Source organism: Streptomyces sp. DF42, assembly GCF_058267695.1.
Map to the genome: position 1 here is coordinate 4664737 of NZ_CM177859.1, position 24023 is coordinate 4688759.

Genomic DNA, 24023 nt, shown 5'->3' on the forward strand with positions numbered 1-24023 from the left:
CGTGAGCAGCAGGCCATCCCGAGGCGCTGCTCGCCTCGCAGCCATACTGGACGCGCTTCCCGATGCGTTGGTGCTGGTCAACGCCAATGGGACCGTCGTCAACGCGAACACCATCGCGCTAGAGGCCTTTGAAACGCCCGGGACCGCACTCGTCGGACGGGGACTGCTCGACCTGCTGCCGCAGTTCGACTCCAAGCTCATCCCCGGGTCCATGCGGCGGCCCGATCACATGGACCCGGCGGGGCGGACCAAGCCGACACGGATGATCGCGCGGCGGACCGACGGAGTCGAGTTCCCCGTCGAGGTCACCAGCGCCAATCTCGAGAACGGCCAGCAGGCCTACGACGGTTACGGCTACAGCGGCGACGAGCTGCTGATGCTCGTCGTACGGGACCTGACCGGGACCGTGGACACCGAGGCCGAGCTGGCGCGTTCGCAGCGGCAGACCGAGATGATCCTGCGGGCCGCGTCCGAGGGTGTGGTCGGGACCGATACGGATGGGCGGATTGTGCTGGTCAATCCGGCTGCCGCTCAGATACTGGGATATCGGGCGAGTGATCTCGGTGGCAAGGAGCTGCACGACCTCGTGCTGCACTCGCGGCCCGACGGAACGCCGTTCCCGTACGCCGAGTCGCCGCTCGCCGACACCCTGCGCTCCGGGCGCAAGCACCGGGTGCGCGGGCAGGTGCTGTTCGCCAAGGGCGGGAACAAGGTCTCCGTCGACCTGACCACAGCGCCCGTGCGCGACGGCGACCAGCTCGTCGGTGCCGTGATGACCTTCGCCGACCGGCGGCCGTACGACACGCTCGCCGAGCAGAAGGCCGCCGACGACAAGCGGCACGCCGAGGAGCTGGAGCGGCTCGACGAGGAGCACGCCTCCGAGCTGACCGCCCTGCGCCAGAAGCACATCGCCGAGCTCGAGGAGCTGCAGGAGCAGCACGAGGAGGAGCTGGCAGCCGGTGAGGACCGGTATGCCGCGCTCGGTGAGCGGGAGAAGGACCGTTACGAGGCGCTCGCCGGGCGGCACGAGCAGCTGCTGACGCTGCTGGGGCGGTCGTTGCGCGGGCCACTGGACGAGTTGCGGCGCGAGCTGGCCGCCCTCGCCTCCGACGACGCCGGGCAGCTGTGGCCCGAGGCCAATCAGGTGCTGCACCATCTGTCGGCCGGTTACTCCCGGATCACCACGCTCATCGACAACGTCCTCGGCTATCAGCTGCTGGACACCGGGAGCGAGCAGATCCACCGTACGAAGGTCATGCTCGACGCCGTCGTCGCCGCCGGTGTCGACGGGGCCGTCGAGCTGATCGGGCCCGGCCGGGTGCAGTTCGCCGTGCACGCGCCGCCCATCGAGGCCGAGGTCGACCCGCAGCGCCTCGCGAGTGCGCTCGCCCACCTGGTCGCGGACGTCGCCGGCGTCGACGCGACCGGCAACGCGCCCGTGTCGGCGGGCGGTTACATGGACAACACGGTCGTGGTCGCGGCGGCGCAGCGCGGTGAGGTCGTACGGATCGAGGTGCGCGGGCCGTACGCCGGGGGAGACCCGGTGCACGAGCCGATCGTGCGCGGGATCGTGCGCGCCCATGGTGGCGTGCTGCAGACGCATGACGTGCCCGGGATGAGCGGCAGCGCGTATGTGCTGGAGGTGCCCATCGGGGGCGGGGCCGGGGCCGTCGTGGCCGACGGCCCGGTCGAGGGTTCGGGTGCCGACGAGGACGCCCTGTCCGAGCAGGCCTCGGCCGGCGGGCGACGGCGCGCTCGGCGGTCGTCCGTCGACGCGTTCCTGGAGAGCGAGGCTCCGGGGGAGCCCGGTGACCCGGCTGACGCCGGCGACGCGGAGACCGGTGTGCCCACCGGGCGGCGTCGCAGGCGCGCGGTCGAGGAGTCGGCGGCCGCGGCGGCCTCGGCCACCGGCGCCCTGGAGGTTTCCGGCGGTACGGGGCGGCGGCGTGGGCGGTCGGCCGAGGGTGCCGGTGGCGGTGCCGGTGACAGCGCTGCCGAGGGTGCCGTCGTCATGGCCGGCGAGCATGGCGCGGGGACCGCGGCCGTCGGTACGGGCCTGGGCGGGACCGTGCCCCCGCAGGGCGTGCCCGCGCCCGGCGGCCGACGTGCGCGACACGGCGGTGAACAGCACGCCCTGCCGGCGGCGCTGCCCGCGGCTGCAACCCCCGCGCCTGCCGACCAGTCCGCGCCCGGCGAGAACGCCGAACCGCCCGGGCGTCGCCGCCGCGCTCTGGCCGCCGCGAACGAGCGCGCCGCCGCGCAGGAGGCGGCCCCCCGTTCCGTGTTCGCCCTGCCGCCGGCGGAGGCGGACCGGGCGTCGGAGGGTACGCAGGGGACGGCACAGGTGCCCGCTCCCGTACCCGTCCAGGCACAGGCACAGGCACAGGCACAGGCACAGGCACAGGCTGCCGGGTTGGTGCAGGATCCCGTGCAGGCGCAGATTCCGGGTCAGGCCCTGGTTCCGGGGCAGGCTCAGGGGCAGGGTCAGGTGCCAGTCCCGGTTCCGGTTCCGGTTGAATCGGCAGTGCCTGTTCAGCCGCAGGTCCCGGGCCGGCCGCAGGAGCCGGCGCGCCCGCAGCTTCCCGGCCAGGGTGTCCAGGAGGGGTCAGACGATGTCCTGGCCGACAACGGACGCCACGACGCCGTGCCGCACGACCAGTCCGGCGACCACACCCCGCCCCAGCCCCACCCCACGAGCGCGCCGACGGGCCGTCGTCGTCGTGCCGTCGCACAGCCGGGTGTGCAGCCCGGTGTGCCGGAGGCCGGTGGGCAGAGCGTCGGACAGGGGGCGCCGGTTCAGCAGGCCGCGCCCGTTCCCGCTCAGGTGACGCCCGGTCAGCCCGTCCCCGCGCAGGCCGCCCAGGCGCCGCAGGCGCCGAGCGCCGCCCCGGCTCCCGTACCGCCGCAGGCCCCGCAGCCCGCCCCGGCCGCCTCCGGCGCCCCTCTCCCCCCGGAAGCCCCCGCGGCACAGCCCCCGGGGCAAGACCAGGGACACGGACAGGTACCGGCGCAGGCACGTCCCGCTCAGCCTCTCCCTGCCGAAGCAGCGGCAGCGGCCGCCGCACCGGTCGCTCCCGCCGCCCCCGTCGACCCGAACTCCACCCAGGGCCGGGCGATCAGTGTCCGGACCTTGGGGCAGGGCGTGCCGTTCACGCGGCAGGCGGCGCAGGTGCAGCAGCCGTCGGCCACGCCCGCACCGCACAACCCGAGTGGGTCCGGCCGGCGTCGCAAGCTCGGTACGCGTACCGACCCCGCCGCCGCGGCCCCGGAGCAGGCAGCCCGTCCGCATCCGTCGGCCGAACAGGCGCCCGCGCAGCACCAGCCGCAGCCGTCGTTGGCCGGGCAGTCCCGGCTCGCGCAGATGACGGAGGGCACCGGGCGGTCGTACGCCATAGGCGCGCCGGACGAGAACGCGGCCGAGGGGCCCGAACCGCTGGACGGGCCGGGCGGGGCCGTCGAGGTGGCGGACCCTCCGCGGCCGCAACCGATGGACGACGAGCTGCCGCCGGAGCCGCTGGACAACCCGCGGCGACTGCTGGTGTGGCCCGCGCCGGACGTGACGACCCAGCAGGCGCTGAGCGACCGTGGCTACCGGCCCGTGATCGTGCACTCGCGCGAGGAGGTCGACGCGCAGATCGCGGCGTTCCCGGCCGCGCTGTTCGTGGACCCGCTGACCGGGCCGATCACCCGTACCGCGCTGCAGTCCCTGCGGCAGGCCGCCGTCGCCGCCGAGGTGCCGGTGATGGTGACCGCGGGGCTCGGACAGGCGACACGCGAGGCGGCGTACGGTGCCGATCCGGCCGTACTCCTGAAGGCTCTTGCGCCGCGGGACAGTGAGCAGCACCCGCCGCGGGTGCTGCTGATCGAGGAGCACGCGGAGATCGCGCTGGCACTGACCGCGACGCTGGAGCGGCGCGGGATGCAGGTGGCGCGGGCCGCGAGTGATGCGGACGCGGTGACTCTGGCGGGGCAGTTCAGGCCGAACCTGGTCGTGATGGACCTGCTGCAGGTGCACCGGCGTCAGGCCGGGATCATCGACTGGCTGCGCGCGAACGGGCAGCTCAACCGCACCCCGCTCGTCGTCTACACCGCCGCCGTAGACCAGGCCGACCTGCCGCGGCTGGCCTCCGGCGAGACGGTGCTGTTCCTCGCGGAGCGCTCCACGAGCGGCGAGGTGCAGAGCCGGATCGTGGACCTGCTGTCGCGGATCGGGACCAACTGACCGACTGGCCGAGGGAGCGAGTGGCCAACCAGGAGTCCGCGTGGCTCACTTCGCGACGAGCCTGCGTGCCGCCTCCTTGATCGAGGCGCGCAGGCGGTCCTGGTCGGTGTCGTCGGCGCCCACCAGGACGCGTCGCATCTGCGGGACGACGGTGGCCCAGTTGGCGATCGCGACCAGCAGGAACAACAGGTCGCGGGCGGGCATCGCATCGGTGATGACGCCGCGGTCCTGGCCGTCCTGGACGGCCGCGACCTTACGGGCGTAGTGCTCCTGGCGCTCGGCCTCGTCGGGGAGTTCGGTGGTGCCGTACTCCATGCCCTCCCAGAACAGCAGGCGCAGCAGTTCGGGGTGGGCGGCGTGGTAGTCCAGCAGACGGTCGATCCAGCCCTCGATGTCGTCCGGGTCGACCGGGACCGAGACGGCGAGATCGACCATGCGGTTGCCCAGGACCTGTGTGAACAGCTCCGCCTTGTTGCCGAAGTAGGCGTAGATCAACTGTTTGTTGGCCTTGGCCGCGGAGGCGATGCGGTCGATGCGGGCGCCCGCGATGCCGTGGCGGGCGAACTCGGCGACCGCCGCCTCGAAGATCCGGGCCTTGGTGGCCTCGGGGTCTCTGACTGCCATGGGGGCAGGGTACCCCTCCGGCTCCGGTAACCAACTATTTGGTTGACAGGGAATCCGCAGGCCGCGCAAACTGTTCTCCTTCCAACCAACCAGTTGGTTGTTGAAGTCGACTCGAAGGAGTCCGTCCGCTCATGCCATCCGCCACCGCAGCCCGACCGGCCCTGGCCTCCACCCGGGAGCCGGGAGGCGCGCCCCGCCTTCTCCTCCCTCTCATCGCCCTGTGCACGGCCGTCACCGCGGCCAACATCTACCTCGCGGCGCCGCTGCTCCCCCTCATCGCCCACGACTTCGGCTCGACCCCCTCGGCGGTCGCCTGGATCGCCTCGGTCGCCCAGTTCGGCTACGCGGCCGGCCTGCTCTTCTTCGCCCCGCTCGGCGACAGCGTGAACCGGCGCCGCCTGGTCGCCGTCCTCTCCCTGGTGACCGCCGCGGCCCTGGTCGTGGGCGCCACGGCCGCCGGGACCACCGCGCTCGCGGCCGCCGTCCTGGTCGCCTCGGCGGCGACCGTCGTTCCCCAGCTGCTCGTCCCGCTGGTCGCCGCCCGCGCTCCCGCCGACCGGCGCGCCCGCCATGTCGCCGCCGTCATCTCCGGCCTGTTCACCGGCATCGTGGCGGCCCGGGTGCTGGGCGGACTGGTCGGCCAGGCCTTCGGCTGGCGGGTGGTCTTCGTGGGCGCGGCCGTGCTGACGGCCGTGCTGGGCCTCGCGACCGCGCGCGTTCTCCCGGCGGAGGCGCGTCGCCGCCAGGGCCCGCTCTTCTCGGGCCTCGCGGCCCTGCCGTCCGTCGTCCGCAACTCCCCCGACCTGTGGCGCGCCTGCGTGCGCCAGGCGGGGATGTACGGCGCCTGGAGCGCCCTGTGGACCTCACTCGCGCTGCTGCTGACCGGCGGGTCCTACGGCCTGTCCACCGCCGCCGCCGGCCTGTTCGGCCTCTTCGGACTGGCGGCGAGCGCGGTGGCACCCCTGGCCGGGGGCCTGGTCGACCGCTTCGGCGCCGCCAAGGTCGTACGGTCCGCGTATCTGCTCGCCGGCGTGTCCGTGCCGCTGTTCTGGCTGGGCGGGCAGCTCCTCGCGGCCCTGTTCGTCGCCGCGATCGCCATCCACGCGGCGCTCGTCGCGTCCCACGTCGCCAACCAGACCCTCGCCCTCACCACCACCTCGACCCCGGCCACCGCCAACAGCGCCTACGTCGTCGCGGGCTTCGCCGGCGGCGCCTCCGCCTCCGCCCTCGCGGGCCTCGCCTTCAGCCACTGGGGCTGGGGCGGAGTGTGCGCGGTGGCGGGGCTGTGGCTGGCTCTGGGGTGGGCGACGACTGTCGGACGGCGGTGAGGGTCGTGGTGCGGGCGGTTGTCGTAGTGCGGGCGGTAGCCGTCGTGCGGCGGTGAGAGTCATAGTGCGGGCGGTAGCCGTCGTGCGGCGGTGAAGGTCGCAGTGCGCGCGGTAGCCGTCATGCGACGGTGAGAGCCGTAGTGCGGGCAGTGGTCATCGTGCGGCGGTGAAGGTCGTGGGGGCGGTAGCCGTCGTGCGGCGATGAGAGCCGTCGGACGACGGCGCCCGGACCGCCGTACGAAATGAGGCCCGGACTGCCGTACGAAACGATGGGCAGACCTCCGTACGAGACGAGGCCCCGACCGCCGCACGAAACGATGGCCGGACCGCCGTACGAGACGGCGCCCGGACAGCCGTTGCAACGCCTCGCAACCGTGGGTCAGAGCTTGGTGACGTCCAGGTCTCCCTCGGCGTAACGCCTGCGCAGCACCTTCTTCAAGAACCTTCACCGAACACATAGGTTCTGCGCTACTCTCATGATCCACGATCAGTGCAGGTCAGGCGCGCAGCCTGCCACATGCACGGGCCCGTAAGGGCGGGGAGGGGTCACTGTGGTTGTGAGGCTCGGGGGGTACGCCCGGATCAGTCTCGACAAGGACGGCGAGGAGCTGGGTGTAGAGCGCCAGCGCCGCGACTACCGACAGGTCGCTGGGGTGCGCCCTGGGTGGGAAGTAGCACGCGACTACGTCGACAACGACGTAAGTGCCTTCAAGCGCAACGTAGTTCGCCCTGAGTTTGAGCGGCTGCTGACTGATCTCCAGTCGGGGGTCATAGACGGCGTGATCGCTTATGACCTTGACCGGCTGGCCCGCCAGCCGCGCGACCTTGAACGGCTCATTGACATTTTCGAGGAGCGGCCGGAACTGGTCTTCTGCGCGATCACCAATGACATTGACCTGTCGACGTCGGACGGGCGCACGATGGCGCGAGTCATGGTGGCCTTCGCCAACAAGGCCAGCGCCGACACTGGTAGGCGTGTTGCCCGTAAGCATCGTGAGCTTGCGGACGCTGGGAAGAACGGCGGTGGCTTCCCGCCCTTCGGCTGGAAGGCCGACCGGATCACCATCGAGCCGGTACAGGCGGAACTGATCACCAAAGCGCATGACGCTCTGTTGGCGGGGACTCGGCTTTCCACGATCACTGCCGAGTGGCAGGGGAAGGGCATCCGCACTTCACGAAACACTGGCAAGCCGATAACGCGCGTCGCCTTGAAGGGCATTCTCACCAACCCGCGCTTGGCCGGGTTTCGCGCCGTGAAGGGTCAAAAGCACCTTGGGCCGGACGGCAAGCCTGTCATGGGCATGTGGGAGCCGATCTGCACCCCGGAAAGACTTAACGCTATTGCGGCCGTCCTTGAGGGCGTCAATTCGCGGTACAGGGCAAACAACCTGAGCAACAATCACAAGTACCTTCTTAGCGGCATCCTCCGTTGCGCCGAGTGTGGCACGCGCATGATTGCGAACATGCGCTCTTCTTGGAAAGAGGGAAGCAAGGGAAGCCGTTTCGCCTACCGTTGCCCGGCTGCGAAAGATGGTGGCTGCGGAAAGGTCTCCAGGGCGGGTGAGCCACTAGACCAGCACATCATCAATCTCATTCACGATGCCGAGGCGAGATTGAACGCGCCCGCGTCCGAGCCTGTCGAATGGCCTGGCGCGGCTCGCCTGGCTGAGGTTGAGCAGGAGATCGGTGCACTCATTTCCGCGATGAACGGGAAGAAGATTTCTGCCGCTACGGCCATTGCAATGCTGGAGCCGTTGGAGCGGGAACGGGATGAACTGGGCTACGAACGAAACCGCCACACTGTCGAGCAAATGAAGGCCTCGGCGGCGACGGTAGACCTTCCGGACGAGTTCGAACGCCTTCCCATCGAGCGACAGCGTGCCGTGGTCATGAAGCACGTAAAGGCGATTGTGGTGCAGCCTGCGGGCCGAGGGGCCCGCAAGTTCAACCCGGATCTACTGGACGTCGTATGGACCGCCTAGCGGCCCCATGAAGCAGAAAGGCCCCTGCCGACCTGGCAGGGGCCTTTCGTATTCTTCACTGCTTCGGGGCCAGTCTTCGGCCGTAGGTCCGGTATAGCTCTCTCGTCCAACTCTCATCCCTCGCAGGCACAGAAGCTAGCTGGCGCTCTATCCAAGCCTTCATTTCAGGGCTGCGCTCTTCAGCAGGCATATAGCGGCTCAATGCTGGGTGTCTCCGTTCGTCGAGTACTTCCGGTGGAGACACCTTGCACTTCTACCCCCTGGCGAAGTCAAAGGTGCCCGTTTAAACGGCCTGCGCCCCAAAGCGTTTAAACGCCTCTATTTGCAACCGCCAGGGGTTCGGCTGCAGACATGGCCGAGCGCCGCACAAGAACACGGACGACTGACAACACACCACCCACGATGAGCCCCGGCCAAAGTCGGGGCTTTTTCTATGCCTGCACCGATCCGAAAGGGGAATTGACCAATGACTTTTCTCGACCAGTACGCGGACGCTATCGAGGTGCGCAGGGTGAAGCTCCGGAAGCGCGGCTTCGCTCTCGCGGCCGAAACGATCCCCCCGACCGGGCAAGCCGCCCTGTGGTATTGCGCCACGATTCAATGCGTGCCACGTAGCGGCCAGGCCGTGGCTCGACAGATAGCCCGACTGTGCGGTGACGATTCCACGGTGACTATTCCGTGGCGCTCGCTTGCCGATGCTGTCGGCGTACGCGACCGGGCCGGGCACCTTCGCCGCTACACCGAGCGCGGAGCGAAGGCCCTGATCGATGTGGGATGGCTTGAAGTTGAGACAGTCGGGAGCAAGCGTGGAGCGAAGACGACTTTCCGCCTCCTGGCGGGTGATCGTTCTTCGGAATGCCTGGGCTGGATCGATGACGAGGATTGGTTCACCGAGGCGGCCTGAAGGGCCCCAGACGACTTATGGCCTTAGCAAGGCCCCCTCGGGGGCCGTTAGTTGCTTCGCTCCGCTGCGCATCTATGTCCTGGCCGATCAAGGCCAGGAGAACTTATGGCCCTAGAGAGAAGCAGCGCCCCTCTGAGGGCGCTGCTCTATAGAAGCTCACTAGCGTTCGCTTCTCGCCCTGGCCGAGGAACGGAGGCCAGGCTTCATAGCAACCTAGAGGCACCCCGTGGAGGATGCTTCTATCTGCGAGAAAGAATCACTCAGCTTCAACGACGTCTGAGCGCGAGTCGCCCTCGGCGTCGAGTAGGCCGCCGAAGTGGCTAAAGACCCAACCATCAACCATGGCTGGGTAAGCATCTATCAGCATCCTCGGAAGAGAGTCATTCGGCTCATCGAGGTGGAAGCACCATTGCGACACGACGTTGTCGCCCAAGGCTAGATCGGCTACAGCAGCGCGCAGCCGCACTGCATGCTCCAAGATATCGCCTTGGCTCACGGCAGATATGGAGCCTACCGAGGCTCCTTCATGCGCAATGAAGTTGCGGGCTTTCCTCGCCCCATCGAGGGCGTCGAAGTCGGAGGTTCGCGAGCCGAGAGACGTGTTCGCTAGGTCTCGCAATGTGCCCCCGAGCATCTTGTCCGGAGGCAGGCTAGCGATCACCTCTTGCAAACACAGGACCGGATCGGCTTGCGTGGCCTCGGCAAGATGCGCCGTGCGCAAGACGTACTGACACTTGGACTCGAAGGAATTGGCCAGGTGCAGCGCCCGGCCAGCCGAAAGGAAAAGCGCATCTAGCAATCGAGGTTCACGCGGCTTCAAGTACCCCAGCGACCATCCCATGTGATCAACGGTACTGGCATCGTCAAGGGGTTTTCGGCCGGCTGCCGCCATACTCGCTTCCCGTCGAGGCAGAGAGCTCGCCACGGTCGCCTAATCGGCCGGGCTGGCCAGAGAGCACCGGGAAGGGGGATCTCAAAGATTTTTGGGAGCCATCCCTGTACCCGCCGCCTTCCCTTCGCTTGCACGCGCGGGGGTTCGCCTGAACTTGTGGGAATACGAACTCGGAAAGGGGTTGGGTCAGAATGTGAACCCGTCCCTTTCGCTTTCCCTCGCCTCGTAGCCGCTTCAAGTCTTCCGTATACGGAGACGAGTAGGAGTGCGGGTCAACGCGCTTGCCCGCGCGGAATGCTTCGATCTCCTGGGACTCCTGGGGTACGAGGTATTGAGGCAGTGTCTCCAGTCGCCAGGCTTCCGACTGGATCCCTCGGAACATCGCCCGCCACTCGTCACCATCCAAGAGCACGAACGGCCTCCCTGAGAACCGATTCCGGGATCTCGACCAATCCTTCCCCCGTGGGCGGCGTGAAGGCGTCGGACAGGTCGCCCTGTACGACGAAGGTTCCTCGCTCCGTGCGGTAGACGTTCGGGCAGTCGTCCTCACCGCACTCGCCGTTGCCGTTTCCGTTGCCGGTGAGCCGGGTCAGTTCCTCGCGTGCCATAGCGAATCCCCCTGATTCGTGGCCCCGGTTGGGCCGTCGCCTATGACGGTACGAGGGGGCATGTCGGGCGTCTATGCGTTCACGCGACTATGCGCGTCCTTGCATAAACCGGTTCTGACGGGCGGGTGCGGACCTCTGCCGCGCCGCCCACTGGGGTGGCCCTACGCGGGCCCGTGCGGGCCGAGCCTGGCCCGTGGGTGCGAGGCAGCAGCAGAGCCCCCGGCGGTGCGCCAGGGGCTCTCTGTGGTGGTACGGCGGGTCAGTTCAGCGTGGTCACGTCGAGCTTCCCCAACCTATGTGCTTCGCGAATCTTCTTCTTGTCGAACTTGCCCACGCTCGTCTTCGGCACCGCCTCGATGATCGTCCAGCGCTCGGGGAGCTGCCACCTGGCGATCTTGCAGACATCGCTCGCGAGGAAGGCGCGCAGGGACTCGAAGTCGGCGGTGGAGCCCTCGGTCAACACGACTGTGGCGAGCGGGCGTTCGCCCCACTTCTCGTCCGGGACGGCGACGACGGCGGCCTCGGCGACCTCGGGGTGGGACATCAGGGCGTTCTCGAGGTCGACGGAGGAGATCCACTCGCCGCCGGACTTGATGACGTCCTTGGCGCGGTCGGTGAGGGTGAGGAAACCCTCGTCGGAGATCGTGCCGACGTCGCCCGTCTTCAGCCAGCCGTCCTCGCTGAACTTGTCGGCCGGGCGCAGGGGTTCGGCGTCGGGGCCGTTGTAGTACGCGCCCGCGATCCAGTTGCCGCGGACCTCCAGCTCGCCGGCCGACTCGCCGTCCCAGGGGAGGCGCTCCCCGCCGGGGCCGGTGAGGCGGGCCTCGACACCGGCCGGGAAACGGCCCTGGGTCAGGCGGTACGCCAACTCCTCCTCGGTGCCGACCGCGTGGGCCGGCGGGCGGGCGATCGTGCCGAGCGGGGAGGTCTCCGTCATGCCCCAGGCGTGACAGACCCGCATGCCCAGCTTGTCGAACGCCTCCATGAGGGAGGGCGGGCAGGCCGAACCGCCGATGGTGACCTGGGTGAGGGAGGAGACGTCGCGCGGCTTGGCGGTCAGCTCGGCGAGCAGGCCCTGCCAGATGGTGGGGACGGCGGCGGCGTGGGTCGGGCGCTCGGACTCGATCATCTCGGCGAGCGGCGCCGGCTGCAGGAAGCGGTCCGGCATCAGCATGTTGACGCCGGTCATGAAGGTGGCGTGCGGCAGGCCCCAGGCGTTCACGTGGAACTGCGGGACCACGACGAGGGAGGTGTCCTGGTCGGTCAGGCCCATCGACTGGGCCATGTTGACCTGCATGGAGTGCAGGTAGATCGAACGGTGGCTGTAGACGACGCCCTTGGGGTCGCCCGTGGTGCCGGAGGTGTAGCACATGGCGGCGGCCTGGCGCTCGTCCAGCTCCGGCCAGTCGTACGTGGTCGGCCTGCCGGCGATCAGCTCCTCATACTCGTGCACCTGCGGGCGGGCGCCGTCGAGGAGGGAGCGGTCGCCGGGGCCGGAGACGACGATGTGCTCGATCGTCGGCAGCTGTGGCAGCAACGGGGCGAGCAGCGGGAGCAGCGAGCCGTTGACGATGACGATCTTGTCGGCCGCGTGGTTGACGATCCACACCAGCTGTTCGGGAGGCAGCCGGAGGTTGAGCGTGTGCAGCACCGCACCCATGGAGGGGATCGCGAAGTACGCCTCGACATGCTCGGCGTTGTTCCACATCAGCGTCGCGACCCGGTCGTCGCCCCGGACGCCGAGCTCGTCGCGCAGGGCGCCTGCGAGCTGCACCGCGCGGGTGCCCGCCTCCGCGAAACTGCGCCGCTGCGGCTCGTCCTCACCGGTCCAGGTGGTGATCTGGGACCGTCCGTGTACCAGCACCCCGTGGACGAGGATGCGGGTTACGGTCAGCGGTACGTCCTGCATCGTGCTCAGCACGGTGTCCTCCCGGGGCGACATTGCCTACGCGGCGGTGAGATCTGCGCTGATTCTGCGCACATACCGCGCGGTATGTCACTAGGTGCCGATGATCGATCGCATCACGTCGGCTCCCAATAGCCACCAGGTCGGCCCTCAACAGCCACCAGGTCGGCGCATTACCGCACAAGCCCCAGCTCAGAATCCTCGCGCAGCTTGCCCAGCGCACGCGAGACCGCCGACTTCACCGTGCCCACCGACACGCCGAGCACCTCGGCCGTCTGCACCTCGCTGAGGTCCTCGTAGTACCTGAGGACGACCATCGCCCGCTGCCGGGCGGGCAGTTTCATGATCGCCCGCCACATCGCGTCGCGCAGCGCCTGCTGCTCGGCCGGGTCGTCCGTGCCCCGCAGGGGCTCCGGCTCGGGCAGCTCCTCGCACCCGAACTCGTCGACCCTGCGCTTGCGCCACTGCGAGGTACGCGTGTTCAGCAGTGCCCGGCGCACATAGCCGTCGAGTGCGCGGTGGTCCTCGATGCGCTCCCAGGCGACATATGTCTTGGTGAGCGCGGTCTGTAGCAGGTCCTCCGCGTCGCTCGGGTTCGCGGTGAGCGACCGGGCGGTACGCAGCAGCACCGGCTGCCGGGCCCTCACGTACGACGCGAACGACGGGTACGGGAGAGTCTGCGTCGCCGGCGTGGCGGCGTTCGAAGCGCTGGTGCAGACGGGTGTGGTCATGGCTCCACGCTATGAGCGAGGGTGCCTCCGGCTCATCGGCCGCAGGTCCCGAAGCCGAGTCCGCCTCAGGTTGTAGGGGTGGAGGTGGCTCCACCTCCTGAAGGTGGACGAGCGGGTCGGGGGTACTGCGGGACGACCCCTGAGGGACACCCGGGTGTCTCAGCCGTCCACGGTCAGGACCAGGCCCGATGTCGGCACCCCGGTCCCCGCCGTGACCAGCACCCGTCCCGCCCCCGGTATGAGGTTCACGGCCGAGCCGCGCAGCTGCCGCACCCCCTCCGCCACCCCGTTCATCCCATGGAGGTACGCCTCCCCGAGCTGCCCTCCGTGTGTGTTGATCGGCAACGCCCCACATGCCACGAAGTCCGCGGCCTCCCCTGCCCCGCAGAACCCGAACTCCTCCAGTTGCATCAGCACGAAGGGTGTGAAGTGGTCGTACAGGATCGCCACGTCCATGTCGGCCGGCGCCAGCCCGGAAGTCCGCCACAGCTGGCGGGCGACCACACCCATCTCCGGCAGGCCGGCCAGGTCATCCCGGTAGAAACTGGTCATCTGCTCCTGCCCGCGGCCCGCGCCCTGGGCGGCCGCCGCTATGACGGCGGGCGGGTGGGGCAGATCGCGGGCCCGCTCGACCGACGTGACGACGATCGCCTGGCCGCCGTCGGTCTCCTGGCAGCAGTCCAGGAGTCTGAGCGGCTCGACGATCCAGCGCGAGGCCGCATGGTCGGCGAGGGTGATCGGGCGGCCGTGGAAGTACGCCGCCGGGTTCGTCGCCGCGTACGTCCGGTCGACCACCGCCACGTGCCCGAACGCCTCCGGGGTCAGCCCGTAGGTGTGCAGATAGCGCTGGGCCGCCATCGCCACCCACGAGGCCGGGGTCAGCAGCCCGAACGGCAGGGACCAGCCGAGCGCCGCGCCCTCCGCCGACGGCTCCCGGTGCTGCACCCCGGAGCCGAAGCGGCGGCCCGATCTCTCGTTGAAGGCCCGGTAGCAGACGACCACCTCCGCCACGCCCGCCGCCACCGCGAGAGCCGCCTGCTGGACGGTCGCGCAGGCCGCGCCACCGCCGTAGTGGATCCGGGAGAAGAAGGACAGCTCGCCGATCCCGCAGGCCTGCGCCACGGTGATCTCCGGGCTGGTGTCCATCGTGAACGTGACCATCCCGTCCACCTCGCCGGGCGTCAGCCCCGCGTCGTCCAGCGCGGCCCGCACCGCCTCGGCGGCCAGCCTCAGCTCGCTGCGCCCCGAGTCCTTGGAGAACTCCGTGGCCCCGATGCCGACGATCGCAGCCCGCCCGCCGAGCTCGTCCCGGGTGCGGACACTCATCCGGCACCCCCTGAAGGGACGGTGACCGTCACCGTGCCGGTGACATGGCTGCCGATGCCGTTCGCGCCGACCACCCGGACCGTCGCGGTGTCCCCGTCGGCCTCCTCGACGACTTTCTCGACCGTGCCCGTCAACACCATCGTGTCCCCGGGGTAGTTGGGCGCTCCCAGACGTATGGCCACCTTGCGGAGGACCGCAGCCGGGCCGAAGTGGTCGGTGATGTAGCGGCCGACCAGGCCGTTCGTCGTCAGGATGTTCATGAAGATGTCCGGGGAGCCCTTCTGCCGGGCCAGCTCGGCGTCATGGTGCACGTCCTGGTAGTCGCGGGAGGCTATGGCGCCGGCGACGATCAGGGTGCGGGTGATCGGGATCTCCAGCGCGGGCAGTGCTTCTCCCGGCCGCATGGCGTGGCTCATGCCGCGTCCTCCAGGGTGCGGAAGACGGGGAGCACCAACTCCTCGTCGTACGACTGGAATTCGAGCCGCACCGGCATGCCGATGCGCACCTTGTCGCAGGGCGCCCCCACCACGTTGCTGATCATCCGCACGCCTTCCGCCAGTTCGATCAGTGCGACCGCGTAGGGAGGGGAGAAGGCCGGGAAGGGGGGGTGGTGCATGACGACGTACGAGTAGACCGTCCCCTCGCCGCTCGCTTCCACCGTGTCCCAGTCCGGGCCTCCGCAGCCGTTGCACCCCGGCAGCCAGGGGAAGCGGAGGGTCGCGCAGTCGGTGCAGCGCTGTATGAGCAGTCGGTGGTGCTGGACTCCTTCCCAGAAACCGGCGTTGTCGCGGTTGACGACGGGGCGGGGGCGGAGCGGAGGAGGAGGGGGCTCGTGGTCACGGCGGGCGGGGGCGTACTTGAGGATGCGGAAGCGGTGGGTGCCGACGAGGGGGCCGCCGAAGGCAGAGGTGGTGGGGGCGTCCGTGGCGCCTTTCGCCCTGATGTCCGTGCGCGTGGTCACGAAGTAGCCCGTGCCCAGCTTCGTCGTCTTGCGCTGTGACACCGACTCGATCACCGTGTCGAAGGTGATCTCGTCACCGGGGCGCAGTGATCGCACGTACTCCTGCTCGCAGTCGGTGGCGACGACCGAGGTACAGCCCGCCTCGTCGAGCAGGCCGAGCAGTTCGTCGTAGTCCCCCGTGCGTCCCTCGTGGCCCGAGAGTCCACCCATGGTCCATGCCTGGAGCATGGTGGGCGGGGCCATGGCGTCGGGGCCGGCGTAGGCCGGGTTGGTGTCTCCCATCGCCTCGCACCAGTGCCGGATCATCGGCATGTTGACGGGGTCCTTGCCCGCGCCGGCGACCGCGGCGGCCCGCCCCTCGTAGGCCTTCAGCCGCACCCCCAGCTCGTCCTCGCCCACCGCGGACCTTTCGCTCCCGCCCTCGCCCTCGCGCACCGTCGCCCCCTCGTCGTCTCCCGCATCCCACTGACACTTCTGGTACACCGCTGCCGCCGAGCGGGTTCCCACGATCTCCGTCAGATTTTTCTGACTGTCCGTCAGATACGGTGGCCTGTCAAGGCCGGCCCGAACGCGAAAACGCCTGTGCGGCGGCACCGAAGTACCGCCGCACAGACGCCTTGCACCCCTTGCACCCCTTGCGCTCCCCCGACTCCCCTCGGTCAGGGGCGTCGGGTCACCACAGCTCGCTGAAGTTGATGGCCACGTTCTTGTTCCCCTGGTTGATGGCCGTGAACGCGGAGCCCTTCACCTGGGCGGTGTTGCTCTGGTTCGAGGCGCCGTTGCCGACCGCGTTCTGCTGCGTGGTGGACGAGTTGCCGTTGTTGTCGTGACCGACACCGCTGCCGACGACACTCGCGACACCCGCGTTCGATCCGTTGTCCGCGATGGCGCCGTTGTCCGCCGCCGCGACGCCGGTGAACAGAGCGGCTGCCAGCGGAAGGGCGGAGACGGCGGCGATGACGCGGGCAGTACGGATGCTTGCCATGTTGTTCCTCCAGAACACCAACGTGAACTACGGCTTGTTCCAAGGCGGTTGGCCGACCACCTCGGCGGTTGTGCTCGACGTCGCAGGATCAGAGTTGCCCACCGAATCCCCGGCGAACCATCCCGGAAGCCGCTATTCCACCTCAAGTGCTACGACAAGTCGATAAACCCCTATCGCCACTTCTAAGCCCCGAGTCGTGACAGAAGGGATGTCTCAACATCAAGCGCCGCAAGGGATGAAGCGTTCCGGCACAATTCCGGCCAACCTCTCCGGCCCGGCGCGTCGCACCCGGCCCCCCTTCCTTTTTTCGAACGTACGTACGAACATAGAGGCATGGCCACCACCGACCGGCAGGCCACGACGCTGGCCCTCGCACACGCCCTGTCAGCCGCCGAGCGCGGACTGGCCGTCATCCCCCTGTCCCGGACGAAACTCCCGGCCCTGCGCTCCCCCCACCACGACGATCCCGACCCCCGGCCCCAGCCCTGTCACGGCGAGTGCGGCCGCCTCGGACACGGTGTGTACGACGCCTCGACCCATCCGGCGCGCATCCGCGAACAGTTCGCCGCGGCCCCCTGGGCAACGGGCTACGGCATCGCCTGCGGCCTGCCGCCCCACCACCTCATCGGCGTCGACCTCGACACGAAATCGGGCACGGACTCCTCGGCCGCCCTGCGCGAACTGGCCTTACGACACCTGTTCACGATCCCCGACACGGTGGTCGTCCTCACCCCGAGCGGCGGCCGCCACCTCTGGCTGAGCGGCCCGCCGGACGTCGTCGTCCCCAACTCCGCCGGCCGCCTCGCCCCCGGCATCGACATCCGCGGCGCCGGCGGCTACCTCGTCGGCCCCGGCTCCCGCACCGACCACGGCGTCTACGGCACGGCTCCCGGCACCGCCCACCTCGCCCCCGCGGCCTGCCCGCCCGCTCTGCTGCGCCTGCTGCTCCCGCCGCCCCGCGCCCAGCACCCCACCCCGCCCTCGGCCGGCGACCACGGCCAGGGCCTCGTCCAGTTCGTTCTCGCCGCGCACGAGGGGCAACGCAACACCCGCCTGTTCTGGGCGGCCTGCCGCGCCTACGAGGACGGCATCGGCCCGGCCCTCGTCGACCCCCTCGTCGAGGCGGCCCTCAACACCGGTCTGACCGAACGCGAGGCGCGGGCGACGATCGCCTCGGCGGCCCGGATGACGGGGCACCGGCCGTGAGACCCACGGGACGACCGTGGCAGCGCAAGAACCAAGAGGAGCCCCATGCACGACCGCCCGAGAGCGCGGACCATGTCGCTGACCCGCGTGGTCCTCGCCTCCGGCCGCCCCGTCGACCTCGCCGAGCTGCGGCTGTCGTCGACGTACGGAGGAATGCCCGCGGGCTACCCCTGCAAGCCGGTCAACGACATGGTGATCAAGAGCCTGCTGCACACCACCGAACACACCTTCCCCACCAGCCCCATCCACCTCGTCCCGCCCCCGCGTGAGTACCCGGACCAGTACGCGGGCGCCTTCGGCCCGGTCGAGATCCTGCCGCCCGTCGCCTGCGTGGGGTCGTTCCGCTCCACGGCACTGGACCCCTCGCACGACCCGGTCGACTCCTTCTCGGCGCTGACGGTCATCTGGTTCCAGCCGACGATGCGGGTGCCGTCCGAGTGCGACGCGGCGGCCTCGCTGCGGGAGGTCGACTGGGAGGGGCTGGCGCGGGACTACGAGCTGTAGCGGGGGACTACGAGCTTCAGCGCGGGACCACGAGCTTCAGCGGGGCCGTCGGTTCACACCTTGTCGATGCGCCAGGCGATCATTCCCGTGGCCCCCGGGCGGCCGCTGACGTCGACGCGCAGCGACCTCTTCCCCGTGAAGCGGTCCCGGACAGGCGTCCCGTCGCAGGTGACCGGCTTCTTCGGGGTCATGTGCTCCCGAACCGTGGTCATCGACGTGAACTCGACGTCGGCGGCTCCGGAGCCGGCACACACCACGGTCAGCCGGTAGGCCGCGCCCGGGGACAGGCCGGGGACGGTGTGCACGCCGTCCCCCACACGCTCCACACCGGAGGCCACGAACGACGCGTCCGCGGCGGCCGGAGCGCCGAGCGCCGCCACGGCCTGCGCGGTCAGGTCCTTCTCACGGTCCTTCTCCGGGTCTGTTTCCCCGTTCTTGTCCTGCTGCGCCGAGGGCGTGGGATCGGCCTGAGTGTCCTCCCCGACGAACACGCGGCGAGGACGAACACCGCCAGCACGGCGCCGACGAGCGCGCTCGTCCCCATGGTCCTGGTCAACGCTTGATCCTTTCGACAACCCGGTTGCCGACCTTCTCACGAGGCACCGCTCTGCCAGGCGCCCACTCCCAGGAAGTGCAGCACCGCCAGAACCCGTCGGTGGTCGGCATCGGCCCTGGGCAGGTCGAGTTTGGCGAGGATGTTGTTGATGTGTTTGGCCACCGCGCTCTCGCTGACCACGAGTTGGGCGGCGATGCCCGCGTTGGAGCGGCCCTCGGCCATCAGGGCGAGCACCTCGCGTTCGCGGGCCGTCAGCCGGTCCAACGGGTCGCTCTGCCGCCGTACCAGGAGCTGCGCGACGACCTGCGGGTCCAGCGCGGTACCGCCGTCGGCCACCCGTCGCAGCGCCTCGATGAACTCCTCGACGTCCGCGACCCGTTGCTTGAGGAGATAGCCCACTCCGCTGGTGTTGGTGGCGAGCAGGTCGGCGGCGTAGCGCTCCTCGACGTACTGGGAGAGCAGCAGTACGGCGGTCGACGGCCGGGTCTGCCGGATCGACAGCGCGGCACGCACACCCTCGTCCGTGAAGGCGGGCGGCATCCGGACGTCCACCACCGCCAGTTCGGGCCGGTGCTCCTCTACCGCGGTCAGCAGCGCCTGTGCGTCGCCCACCTCGGCCGCCACCTCGAAGCCGGCCATCTCCACCACCTTGACCAGCCCGATCCGCAGCAGCACGGAGTCCTCGGCGATCACGGCACGTCTCATCAGGGGCACGGCAGCTCCACACTCATCACGGTCGGTCCCCCCACAGGGCTGCTCATCCGGAAGGTGCCGTCCACCGACCGCACGCGCTGGGCGAGCCCGGTGAGGCCACTCCCCTTGGCGGCGTCGGCCCCACCCAGACCGTCGTCGGCGATCACGACCCGAAGTATCTCGCCCAGCAGAGCCACCGTCACATCCGCCCGGAGCGCCTCCTGTGCGTGCTTGGCGACATTCGTCAGCGCCTCGGAGACCACGAAATACGCGACGGCCTCGACCGCGGGCGTCAGTCGTTGCGGCAGATCCACCCTCAGCCTCACGGGCAGCGGAGCGCGAGCCGCGAGACCCGACAGCGCCGCGTCCAGCCCGAGTTCGTCCAGGACGGCCGGATGCAGCCCGCGCACCAGGCTGCTCAGCTCCTCGATCGCCTCCTTGGCCTCCCGGTGCGCCGCGTCGATCACCTCCCGCGCCTCCGGCGGCAGATCCGTCAGGGTCGCCTTGGCCAGGCCCAGGTTCAGCGCCAGTGACACCAGTCGCTGCTGCGCACCGTCGTGCAGATCCCGTTCGATACGGCGCCGTTCCGCATCCGCGGCATGCACCGCGCCGGCCCGGCTCTCGGTGAGGTCCTCGACCCGCTGCGCCAGGTCCTCCTCCCTGCTGCGGCCGAGCAGGGAGGGCACCGCCTGACTCTCCAGGCGTACGACGGCGGCGGCCAGTCCCGGGACGACGGCCAGGACGACCAGCCCCGCGACGGACAGGTACGCCGTCTGCGTGGCGTAGCCGACATGCTCGGTCCGCCACTTTGCGGGCAGGGCGTAGATCCACACCGGGACGAGCGCCGCGCTCGCTCCGGCCACCAGCAGCCCCACCGTGAGGGCTTCGAGCGCGCCGAACAGCGCCCCGGCCAGGCAGTGGTAGCCGAACTGGCGCCACGGCCGCCGCCACCCCGGGCTCGCGATGTCGATCCCGAGCAGCCGCCGGAAACGCCGACGTTGGGCCGCGGTGAGCGCCGGCACCGAGAGCCCCGTCAGCACCAGTGCGCACCCCAGGATCACCGGTGCGGTGCTGTCCCGGCCCGCGATGATCTCCCACACGAGACCGAACATCATGAACAGCGCGAAGCCCATGAAGAGGTGCAGCGGCGCTCCCAGTGCGAGGAAGGACGTGTCGCGGGTCAGACGGGTGAGCGCGCGCCGCAGCCGGGGCGGGATTGTCATGTCCCAACCGTAGGTGCCGCGCTCAGTGGCCCGACATGCCACTGCTTTCCGTATCGGGGGTGAAGCCAGTGCCACCCCAAGACGGAAAAGGGTGTTACTGACTCCGGCCGCCGCAGATCTGAGGGTGGATCACGAGCCCGAAAGCCGGGTTCGTGACACCGGAAGCGAGTTCCGTCGTGACCCTCTTCGCCCTCAACTCAGCTGTGCCAAACGGCAGTTACCTTTCCACCGGGGCCGCTCTCGGTTCCGGGCGGCTGAGCCGTGCCCGCCGACGGCACAGCCGCGTACTGATCGGCGCGGGCCTCGTCCTGCTGCCCTGGCTCGGCTATCTCGCCGGCACCCTGCCACCCGGCGAGGCCGCCGCGTGGGTCGCGCTCGACGCGATGGAGGCCGTCGCGCTGCTCGCCGCCGGCAGCCGCCTGCTACGCGTCGACGCCAGTCATCGCGCCCCCGCGGCCGCCGCGGCGGTGCTTCTCCTCGCCGACGCCTGCATCGACCTCGCCACCGCCGCTCCCGGCCCGGAACTGGCAACGGCGATCGCCATGGCCGCGGTCGCCGAACTCCCCCTCGCGGCCCTGTGCGCCGTACTCGCCGCACGCACCGACCGGCCACGGGACGGAGCGCACCCAAGGTGAGACGGACCAGCCCATGCAGGAGGGGGCCCCGGTTCCGGGGCGCCCCTCCTGGCCAGCACATCTACGTTCTGTCGCGTCCCTGGGACGCCGACGGACTTGAAGCCGCCGGAGCGAGCCTGCCAACCCCCGACTCCGAAATCGCTCCCCCGTCTCACCGAGCCTGGCGGATTCCGTCAACTGCGCATGATGGCCTGGCGATCTGCGGGGGCACCGTGGGGGTCTCCGGCTACGTGCCCGTCGGCCTGCTGCTCGGCGCCAGGTTCCGCAAGCCGCGACACGTTCTTCAGGGTGTGGGTGCGGTGAGATACCGCTGGATTGTGGGGCCGAGCCAGTCCACGATCTCCTCGCGGCCGAGCGCCACGCTCGCCGGGAACCGCAGGACGTAGCGCGTCAGCGCGAGTCCCAGCACGGTCGAGGCGCACAGTGCCGCCCGTGTCTGCGCCTGCTCCGGGTCGGGACCCACCTGGCGGGCCAACGGGATCAACTGCTCACGCAGCACACCCCCCATGCGATCGGCGGCGGCCGGATCGGTGGCTCCGACCCGCATCAGTGCGGTGAGCTCCCCGTTCTCCTCCCACAGGGTGAGGAAGTGGTTCACCAGCGTGCGCCCGATCGCCTCGCGCGGTTCGACGGGCAGGTCGGGCAGTCCGGGGTCGATCGCGACGGCAGCTGCGAACAGGCCCGCCTTGCTGTCGTAGTAGCGCATCACCATCGACGGGTCGATCTTCGCGTCGCGCGCGATGGCCCGGATGGTCGCCTTCTCATAGCCGTCCGACGCGAACCGCTCGCGGGCCGCGGTGAGGATCGCGGCGCGGGTTGCGTCGGAACGCCGTACGGCCTGTTGGTTCTCCGTGGTGCCGGTCATGCCTACGAATGTAGGCCAACGGCTGTTGACAGTCCAGGGTCACACCCCTACGTTTGCCAACAGCCGTTGCCAACACTCGTTGCCAACGAGCGTTGGCAAGAAGTGCTGGCTAGATCACGGCGCCCCTGAGCGGACAACCGATAGCGAGAGGACCTACCGAAATGGCCAAACTCCAGAGCCTCGACCCGCACACGCCGATGTTCGCGCAGTTCCAGGAGAAGACTGGGCCCATCGTCCTGGCCAACACCTTCGTCGTACCGAAGGAAAGGTCCGAGGCGTTCCTGGCCCTCTTCCGACGACAGGCCGAGTTCATGAAGGCGCAGCCGGGGTTCGTCTCCTTGCAGATGCACCAGGGGACGGCGGGCAGTCAGCTACTGATGAACGTCGCGGTCTGGGAATCGACCGAGGCCCTCGCCACCGCGCTCGGCAGCCCGGAGTTCCAGCGCATGGCCGCCGACTTCCCCGACGACATCGTGTCGTACCCGCACATCTTCGAACAGATCGACGTATGACACGGCGGCCGCGGCCAGGAGAGGGCAGCGGGTGAAGCCCCGCCCTCTCCTGGGCGATCACGCCTCTCCGCCACGCCGCGAACCGCCAATGGCCCCGATCAACCCCCCACGCGCAGCGCACCCTGACGAGGAGTCACTATGCCCGTGGAACTGAATCACACCATCGTCCCCGCCCGTGACCCGCACGCCTCGGCGCAGTTCCTGGCCGACATCCTCGGCCTGAGTGTCGATCCGCCAGCGGCGCACTTCACGCCGGTCACGCTCGCCAACCAAGTCAGCCTGGACTACGAGCAGCTCGACGACTTCGAGCCGCACCACTACGCGTTCATGGTCAGCGAGCGGGAGTTCGGCGCCGCCCTCGCCCGCATCCAGCGCCGCGGAATCCCCCACTACGGCGATCCCGCGTGCCAAGAGACAGGGCAAATCTATCGCGGCAAGCGCACAGAGGGTCGCAGGGGAACCTACTTCCGCGACCCCGACGGCCATCTCATGGAGATCCTCACCCCGGGCGGTACCGGGGCGTGAGGCCGATGGCGACCAAGCGGATCACAGCTTCGCTGGTGCCGACAGGCAGCACGGTCAAAGACGCCCCGAGGCGCACGATCTTGTCCGCCCCACCCACAGCGGGTCGCGCCGTCTGGCAGTTCATCGACCGCCCCCGTCACACCCGCTGCTGACCGCGGTCCCACTTCCAGCCCGACCATCGAAGGAGAACCACCATGTCGCTGAAGAACGTCAACACCGTCCTGGCTACCGCCTGCGCCTTGTTCGTCCTCTATCTCGGGCTGTCCTTCATCCTGGCCCCGGAAGCGTCCACCCATGGCGTTGGCCTGCCGGAATGGCCCGCCGGCAACGGCGACGGCTTCCTCATCATGAAAGGCACCCGCGAATGTGCGATGGGCCTGGTCCTCGGCATCCTGCTGATGACGGGCCACCGCCGCGCCCTGGGCTGGGCCCTGCTGATGGAGGCCGTCGCCCCGTTCGGCGACATGATCAACGTTTTGGCCCACCACGGCTCCAACGCCGCCGCGTTCGGCATCCACGGCCTGACCTCGGCACTGATCGCGATCACCGGCCTGCTCGTCCTCCGCGAGACGAACAAGACTCACAAGGCCACCGCCCCAACGCCCGCCACGCAGCCCGTCTGACAGCTGCACGCCCCGAAGGCGTGCCCGACCACAGAGAAGGGCCGGGCGGACGGTCTTCTTCGTGTACACCGAGGCGGCCTGCCACCGGCTCAGTCAAGGACAGCCCCGACTCTGGGCCACAGATGGACCATACGCACTGGTCGGAGGTGGGATACGGGCGAGAAAGGGCGAGACAGCATGAACGCAGAAGGGGTACCCCTCACCGAGAGGCA

The 24023-nt window shown here is 69.6% G+C and carries 24 protein-coding genes; 10 read left to right on the top strand and 14 right to left on the bottom strand.

Annotated features, from left to right (window positions below; translation table 11 throughout):
• Position 1: 1 nt before the first annotated feature.
• A complete protein-coding gene (locus tag ACYUED_RS21320; RefSeq protein WP_491293854.1) occupies positions 2 to 4222 on the top strand; it encodes a hybrid sensor histidine kinase/response regulator in 4221 nt (1406 codons plus the stop codon).
• A 45-nt stretch (positions 4223 to 4267) separates the two neighbouring features.
• Here ACYUED_RS21320 and ACYUED_RS21325 read toward each other — a convergent pair whose 3' ends face one another.
• Complete coding sequence (locus tag ACYUED_RS21325) at positions 4268 to 4846, bottom strand: TetR/AcrR family transcriptional regulator (RefSeq protein WP_491293855.1); 579 nt, start codon at positions 4844 to 4846, stop codon at positions 4268 to 4270.
• Positions 4847 to 4977: 131 nt separating this feature from the next.
• On the opposite strand from ACYUED_RS21325, the gene ACYUED_RS21330 reads away from it, so the two are divergent.
• From ACYUED_RS21330 to ACYUED_RS21340, 3 genes are all read left to right on the top strand, one after another.
• Positions 4978 to 6174 carry an MFS transporter gene (locus ACYUED_RS21330; protein ID WP_491293856.1) on the top strand — a complete coding sequence of 399 codons (1197 nt, stop codon included), beginning with the start codon at positions 4978 to 4980 and terminating at the stop codon, positions 6172 to 6174.
• A 551-nt stretch (positions 6175 to 6725) separates the two neighbouring features.
• Positions 6726 to 8156, top strand: a complete 1431-nt coding sequence (locus ACYUED_RS21335) for a recombinase family protein (protein WP_491293857.1) — start codon at positions 6726 to 6728, stop codon at positions 8154 to 8156.
• 466 nt (positions 8157 to 8622) lie between these two features.
• Entirely contained in the window at positions 8623 to 9060 is a 438-nt protein-coding gene (locus tag ACYUED_RS21340) for a hypothetical protein (RefSeq protein ID WP_491293858.1), read from the top strand.
• A gap of 256 nt (positions 9061 to 9316) precedes the next feature.
• Here ACYUED_RS21340 and ACYUED_RS21345 read toward each other — a convergent pair whose 3' ends face one another.
• The 9 genes from ACYUED_RS21345 to ACYUED_RS21385 all read right to left on the bottom strand — a co-directional run bounded on the left by ACYUED_RS21345 (position 9317) and on the right by ACYUED_RS21385 (position 16469).
• Positions 9317 to 9901: a hypothetical protein gene (locus tag ACYUED_RS21345; RefSeq protein ID WP_491293859.1), complete on the bottom strand. Its 585-nt coding sequence runs from the start codon at positions 9899 to 9901 to the stop codon at positions 9317 to 9319.
• A gap of 22 nt (positions 9902 to 9923) precedes the next feature.
• Positions 9924 to 10364, bottom strand: a complete 441-nt coding sequence (locus ACYUED_RS21350) for a DUF6879 family protein (RefSeq protein WP_491293860.1) — start codon at positions 10362 to 10364, stop codon at positions 9924 to 9926.
• Entirely contained in the window at positions 10348 to 10560 is a 213-nt protein-coding gene (locus ACYUED_RS21355; RefSeq protein WP_491293861.1) for a hypothetical protein, read from the bottom strand. The genes ACYUED_RS21350 and ACYUED_RS21355 overlap by 17 nt, the downstream gene beginning before the upstream one ends.
• Before the next feature lie 259 nt (positions 10561 to 10819).
• A complete protein-coding gene (locus tag ACYUED_RS21360; protein WP_491293862.1) occupies positions 10820 to 12502 on the bottom strand; it encodes a long-chain fatty acid--CoA ligase in 1683 nt (560 codons plus the stop codon).
• Between the two features lie 137 nt (positions 12503 to 12639).
• Entirely contained in the window at positions 12640 to 13197 is a 558-nt protein-coding gene (locus ACYUED_RS21365; protein ID WP_491293863.1) for a SigE family RNA polymerase sigma factor, read from the bottom strand.
• A gap of 159 nt (positions 13198 to 13356) precedes the next feature.
• Positions 13357 to 14523 carry a lipid-transfer protein gene (locus ACYUED_RS21370; RefSeq protein ID WP_491293864.1) on the bottom strand — a complete coding sequence of 389 codons (1167 nt, stop codon included), beginning with the start codon at positions 14521 to 14523 and terminating at the stop codon, positions 13357 to 13359.
• Positions 14520 to 14927, bottom strand: a complete 408-nt coding sequence (locus ACYUED_RS21375; protein ID WP_491294355.1) for a MaoC family dehydratase — start codon at positions 14925 to 14927, stop codon at positions 14520 to 14522. The genes ACYUED_RS21370 and ACYUED_RS21375 overlap by 4 nt, the downstream gene beginning before the upstream one ends.
• 8 nt (positions 14928 to 14935) lie before the next feature.
• Entirely contained in the window at positions 14936 to 15919 is a 984-nt protein-coding gene (locus tag ACYUED_RS21380; protein ID WP_491294357.1) for a bifunctional MaoC family dehydratase N-terminal/OB-fold nucleic acid binding domain-containing protein, read from the bottom strand.
• A 238-nt stretch (positions 15920 to 16157) separates the two neighbouring features.
• Positions 16158 to 16469, bottom strand: a complete 312-nt coding sequence (locus ACYUED_RS21385) for a hypothetical protein (RefSeq protein ID WP_266517507.1) — start codon at positions 16467 to 16469, stop codon at positions 16158 to 16160.
• Positions 16470 to 16802: 333 nt separating this feature from the next.
• Between ACYUED_RS21385 and ACYUED_RS21390 the strand changes: the two genes are divergently transcribed.
• Positions 16803 to 17675, top strand: a complete 873-nt coding sequence (locus ACYUED_RS21390) for a bifunctional DNA primase/polymerase (protein ID WP_491293865.1) — start codon at positions 16803 to 16805, stop codon at positions 17673 to 17675.
• Positions 17676 to 17720: 45 nt separating this feature from the next.
• Positions 17721 to 18179 carry a hypothetical protein gene (locus ACYUED_RS21395; RefSeq protein WP_491293866.1) on the top strand — a complete coding sequence of 153 codons (459 nt, stop codon included), beginning with the start codon at positions 17721 to 17723 and terminating at the stop codon, positions 18177 to 18179.
• A gap of 53 nt (positions 18180 to 18232) precedes the next feature.
• Here ACYUED_RS21395 and ACYUED_RS21400 read toward each other — a convergent pair whose 3' ends face one another.
• The 3 genes from ACYUED_RS21400 to ACYUED_RS21410 form a co-directional block, all read right to left on the bottom strand.
• Positions 18233 to 18670 carry a DUF6023 family protein gene (locus ACYUED_RS21400; protein WP_491293867.1) on the bottom strand — a complete coding sequence of 146 codons (438 nt, stop codon included), beginning with the start codon at positions 18668 to 18670 and terminating at the stop codon, positions 18233 to 18235.
• 101 nt (positions 18671 to 18771) lie between these two features.
• Positions 18772 to 19440: a LuxR C-terminal-related transcriptional regulator gene (locus ACYUED_RS21405; RefSeq protein WP_491293868.1), complete on the bottom strand. Its 669-nt coding sequence runs from the start codon at positions 19438 to 19440 to the stop codon at positions 18772 to 18774.
• A complete protein-coding gene (locus ACYUED_RS21410) occupies positions 19440 to 20651 on the bottom strand; it encodes a sensor histidine kinase (protein WP_491293869.1) in 1212 nt (403 codons plus the stop codon). The genes ACYUED_RS21405 and ACYUED_RS21410 overlap by 1 nt, the downstream gene beginning before the upstream one ends.
• A 176-nt stretch (positions 20652 to 20827) precedes the next feature.
• Between ACYUED_RS21410 and ACYUED_RS21415 the strand changes: the two genes are divergently transcribed.
• Positions 20828 to 21286: a hypothetical protein gene (locus ACYUED_RS21415; protein ID WP_491293870.1), complete on the top strand. Its 459-nt coding sequence runs from the start codon at positions 20828 to 20830 to the stop codon at positions 21284 to 21286.
• A gap of 283 nt (positions 21287 to 21569) precedes the next feature.
• Here ACYUED_RS21415 and ACYUED_RS21420 read toward each other — a convergent pair whose 3' ends face one another.
• Positions 21570 to 22151 carry a TetR/AcrR family transcriptional regulator gene (locus ACYUED_RS21420; protein ID WP_491293871.1) on the bottom strand — a complete coding sequence of 194 codons (582 nt, stop codon included), beginning with the start codon at positions 22149 to 22151 and terminating at the stop codon, positions 21570 to 21572.
• Between the two features lie 161 nt (positions 22152 to 22312).
• Between ACYUED_RS21420 and ACYUED_RS21425 the strand changes: the two genes are divergently transcribed.
• From ACYUED_RS21425 to ACYUED_RS21435, 3 genes are all read left to right on the top strand, one after another.
• Positions 22313 to 22663, top strand: a complete 351-nt coding sequence (locus ACYUED_RS21425; protein ID WP_491293872.1) for an antibiotic biosynthesis monooxygenase family protein — start codon at positions 22313 to 22315, stop codon at positions 22661 to 22663.
• Positions 22664 to 22801: 138 nt separating this feature from the next.
• Positions 22802 to 23188, top strand: a complete 387-nt coding sequence (locus tag ACYUED_RS21430; RefSeq protein ID WP_491293873.1) for a VOC family protein — start codon at positions 22802 to 22804, stop codon at positions 23186 to 23188.
• Between the two features lie 194 nt (positions 23189 to 23382).
• A complete protein-coding gene (locus ACYUED_RS21435) occupies positions 23383 to 23811 on the top strand; it encodes a DUF4267 domain-containing protein (RefSeq protein WP_491293874.1) in 429 nt (142 codons plus the stop codon).
• Positions 23812 to 24023 lie beyond the last annotated feature (212 nt).

Coding starts and splice junctions, on each gene's coding strand:
- ACYUED_RS21390 (WP_491293865.1), top strand. CDS start 16,803: ATGGCCACCACCGACCGGCAGGCCACGACGCTGGCCCTCGCACACGCC.
- ACYUED_RS21430 (WP_491293873.1), top strand. CDS start 22,802: ATGCCCGTGGAACTGAATCACACCATCGTCCCCGCCCGTGACCCGCAC.
- ACYUED_RS21420 (WP_491293871.1), bottom strand. CDS start 22,151: ATGACCGGCACCACGGAGAACCAACAGGCCGTACGGCGTTCCGACGCA.
- ACYUED_RS21385 (WP_266517507.1), bottom strand. CDS start 16,469: ATGGCAAGCATCCGTACTGCCCGCGTCATCGCCGCCGTCTCCGCCCTT.
- ACYUED_RS21370 (WP_491293864.1), bottom strand. CDS start 14,523: ATGAGTGTCCGCACCCGGGACGAGCTCGGCGGGCGGGCTGCGATCGTC.
- ACYUED_RS21360 (WP_491293862.1), bottom strand. CDS start 12,502: ATGTCGCCCCGGGAGGACACCGTGCTGAGCACGATGCAGGACGTACCG.
- ACYUED_RS21325 (WP_491293855.1), bottom strand. CDS start 4,846: ATGGCAGTCAGAGACCCCGAGGCCACCAAGGCCCGGATCTTCGAGGCG.
- ACYUED_RS21405 (WP_491293868.1), bottom strand. CDS start 19,440: ATGAGACGTGCCGTGATCGCCGAGGACTCCGTGCTGCTGCGGATCGGG.
- ACYUED_RS21375 (WP_491294355.1), bottom strand. CDS start 14,927: ATGCGGCCGGGAGAAGCACTGCCCGCGCTGGAGATCCCGATCACCCGC.
- ACYUED_RS21340 (WP_491293858.1), top strand. CDS start 8,623: ATGACTTTTCTCGACCAGTACGCGGACGCTATCGAGGTGCGCAGGGTG.
- ACYUED_RS21395 (WP_491293866.1), top strand. CDS start 17,721: ATGCACGACCGCCCGAGAGCGCGGACCATGTCGCTGACCCGCGTGGTC.
- ACYUED_RS21345 (WP_491293859.1), bottom strand. CDS start 9,901: ATGGGATGGTCGCTGGGGTACTTGAAGCCGCGTGAACCTCGATTGCTA.
- ACYUED_RS21435 (WP_491293874.1), top strand. CDS start 23,383: ATGTCGCTGAAGAACGTCAACACCGTCCTGGCTACCGCCTGCGCCTTG.
- ACYUED_RS21365 (WP_491293863.1), bottom strand. CDS start 13,197: ATGACCACACCCGTCTGCACCAGCGCTTCGAACGCCGCCACGCCGGCG.
- ACYUED_RS21355 (WP_491293861.1), bottom strand. CDS start 10,560: ATGGCACGCGAGGAACTGACCCGGCTCACCGGCAACGGAAACGGCAAC.
- ACYUED_RS21425 (WP_491293872.1), top strand. CDS start 22,313: ATGGCCAAACTCCAGAGCCTCGACCCGCACACGCCGATGTTCGCGCAG.
- ACYUED_RS21410 (WP_491293869.1), bottom strand. CDS start 20,651: ATGACAATCCCGCCCCGGCTGCGGCGCGCGCTCACCCGTCTGACCCGC.
- ACYUED_RS21330 (WP_491293856.1), top strand. CDS start 4,978: ATGCCATCCGCCACCGCAGCCCGACCGGCCCTGGCCTCCACCCGGGAG.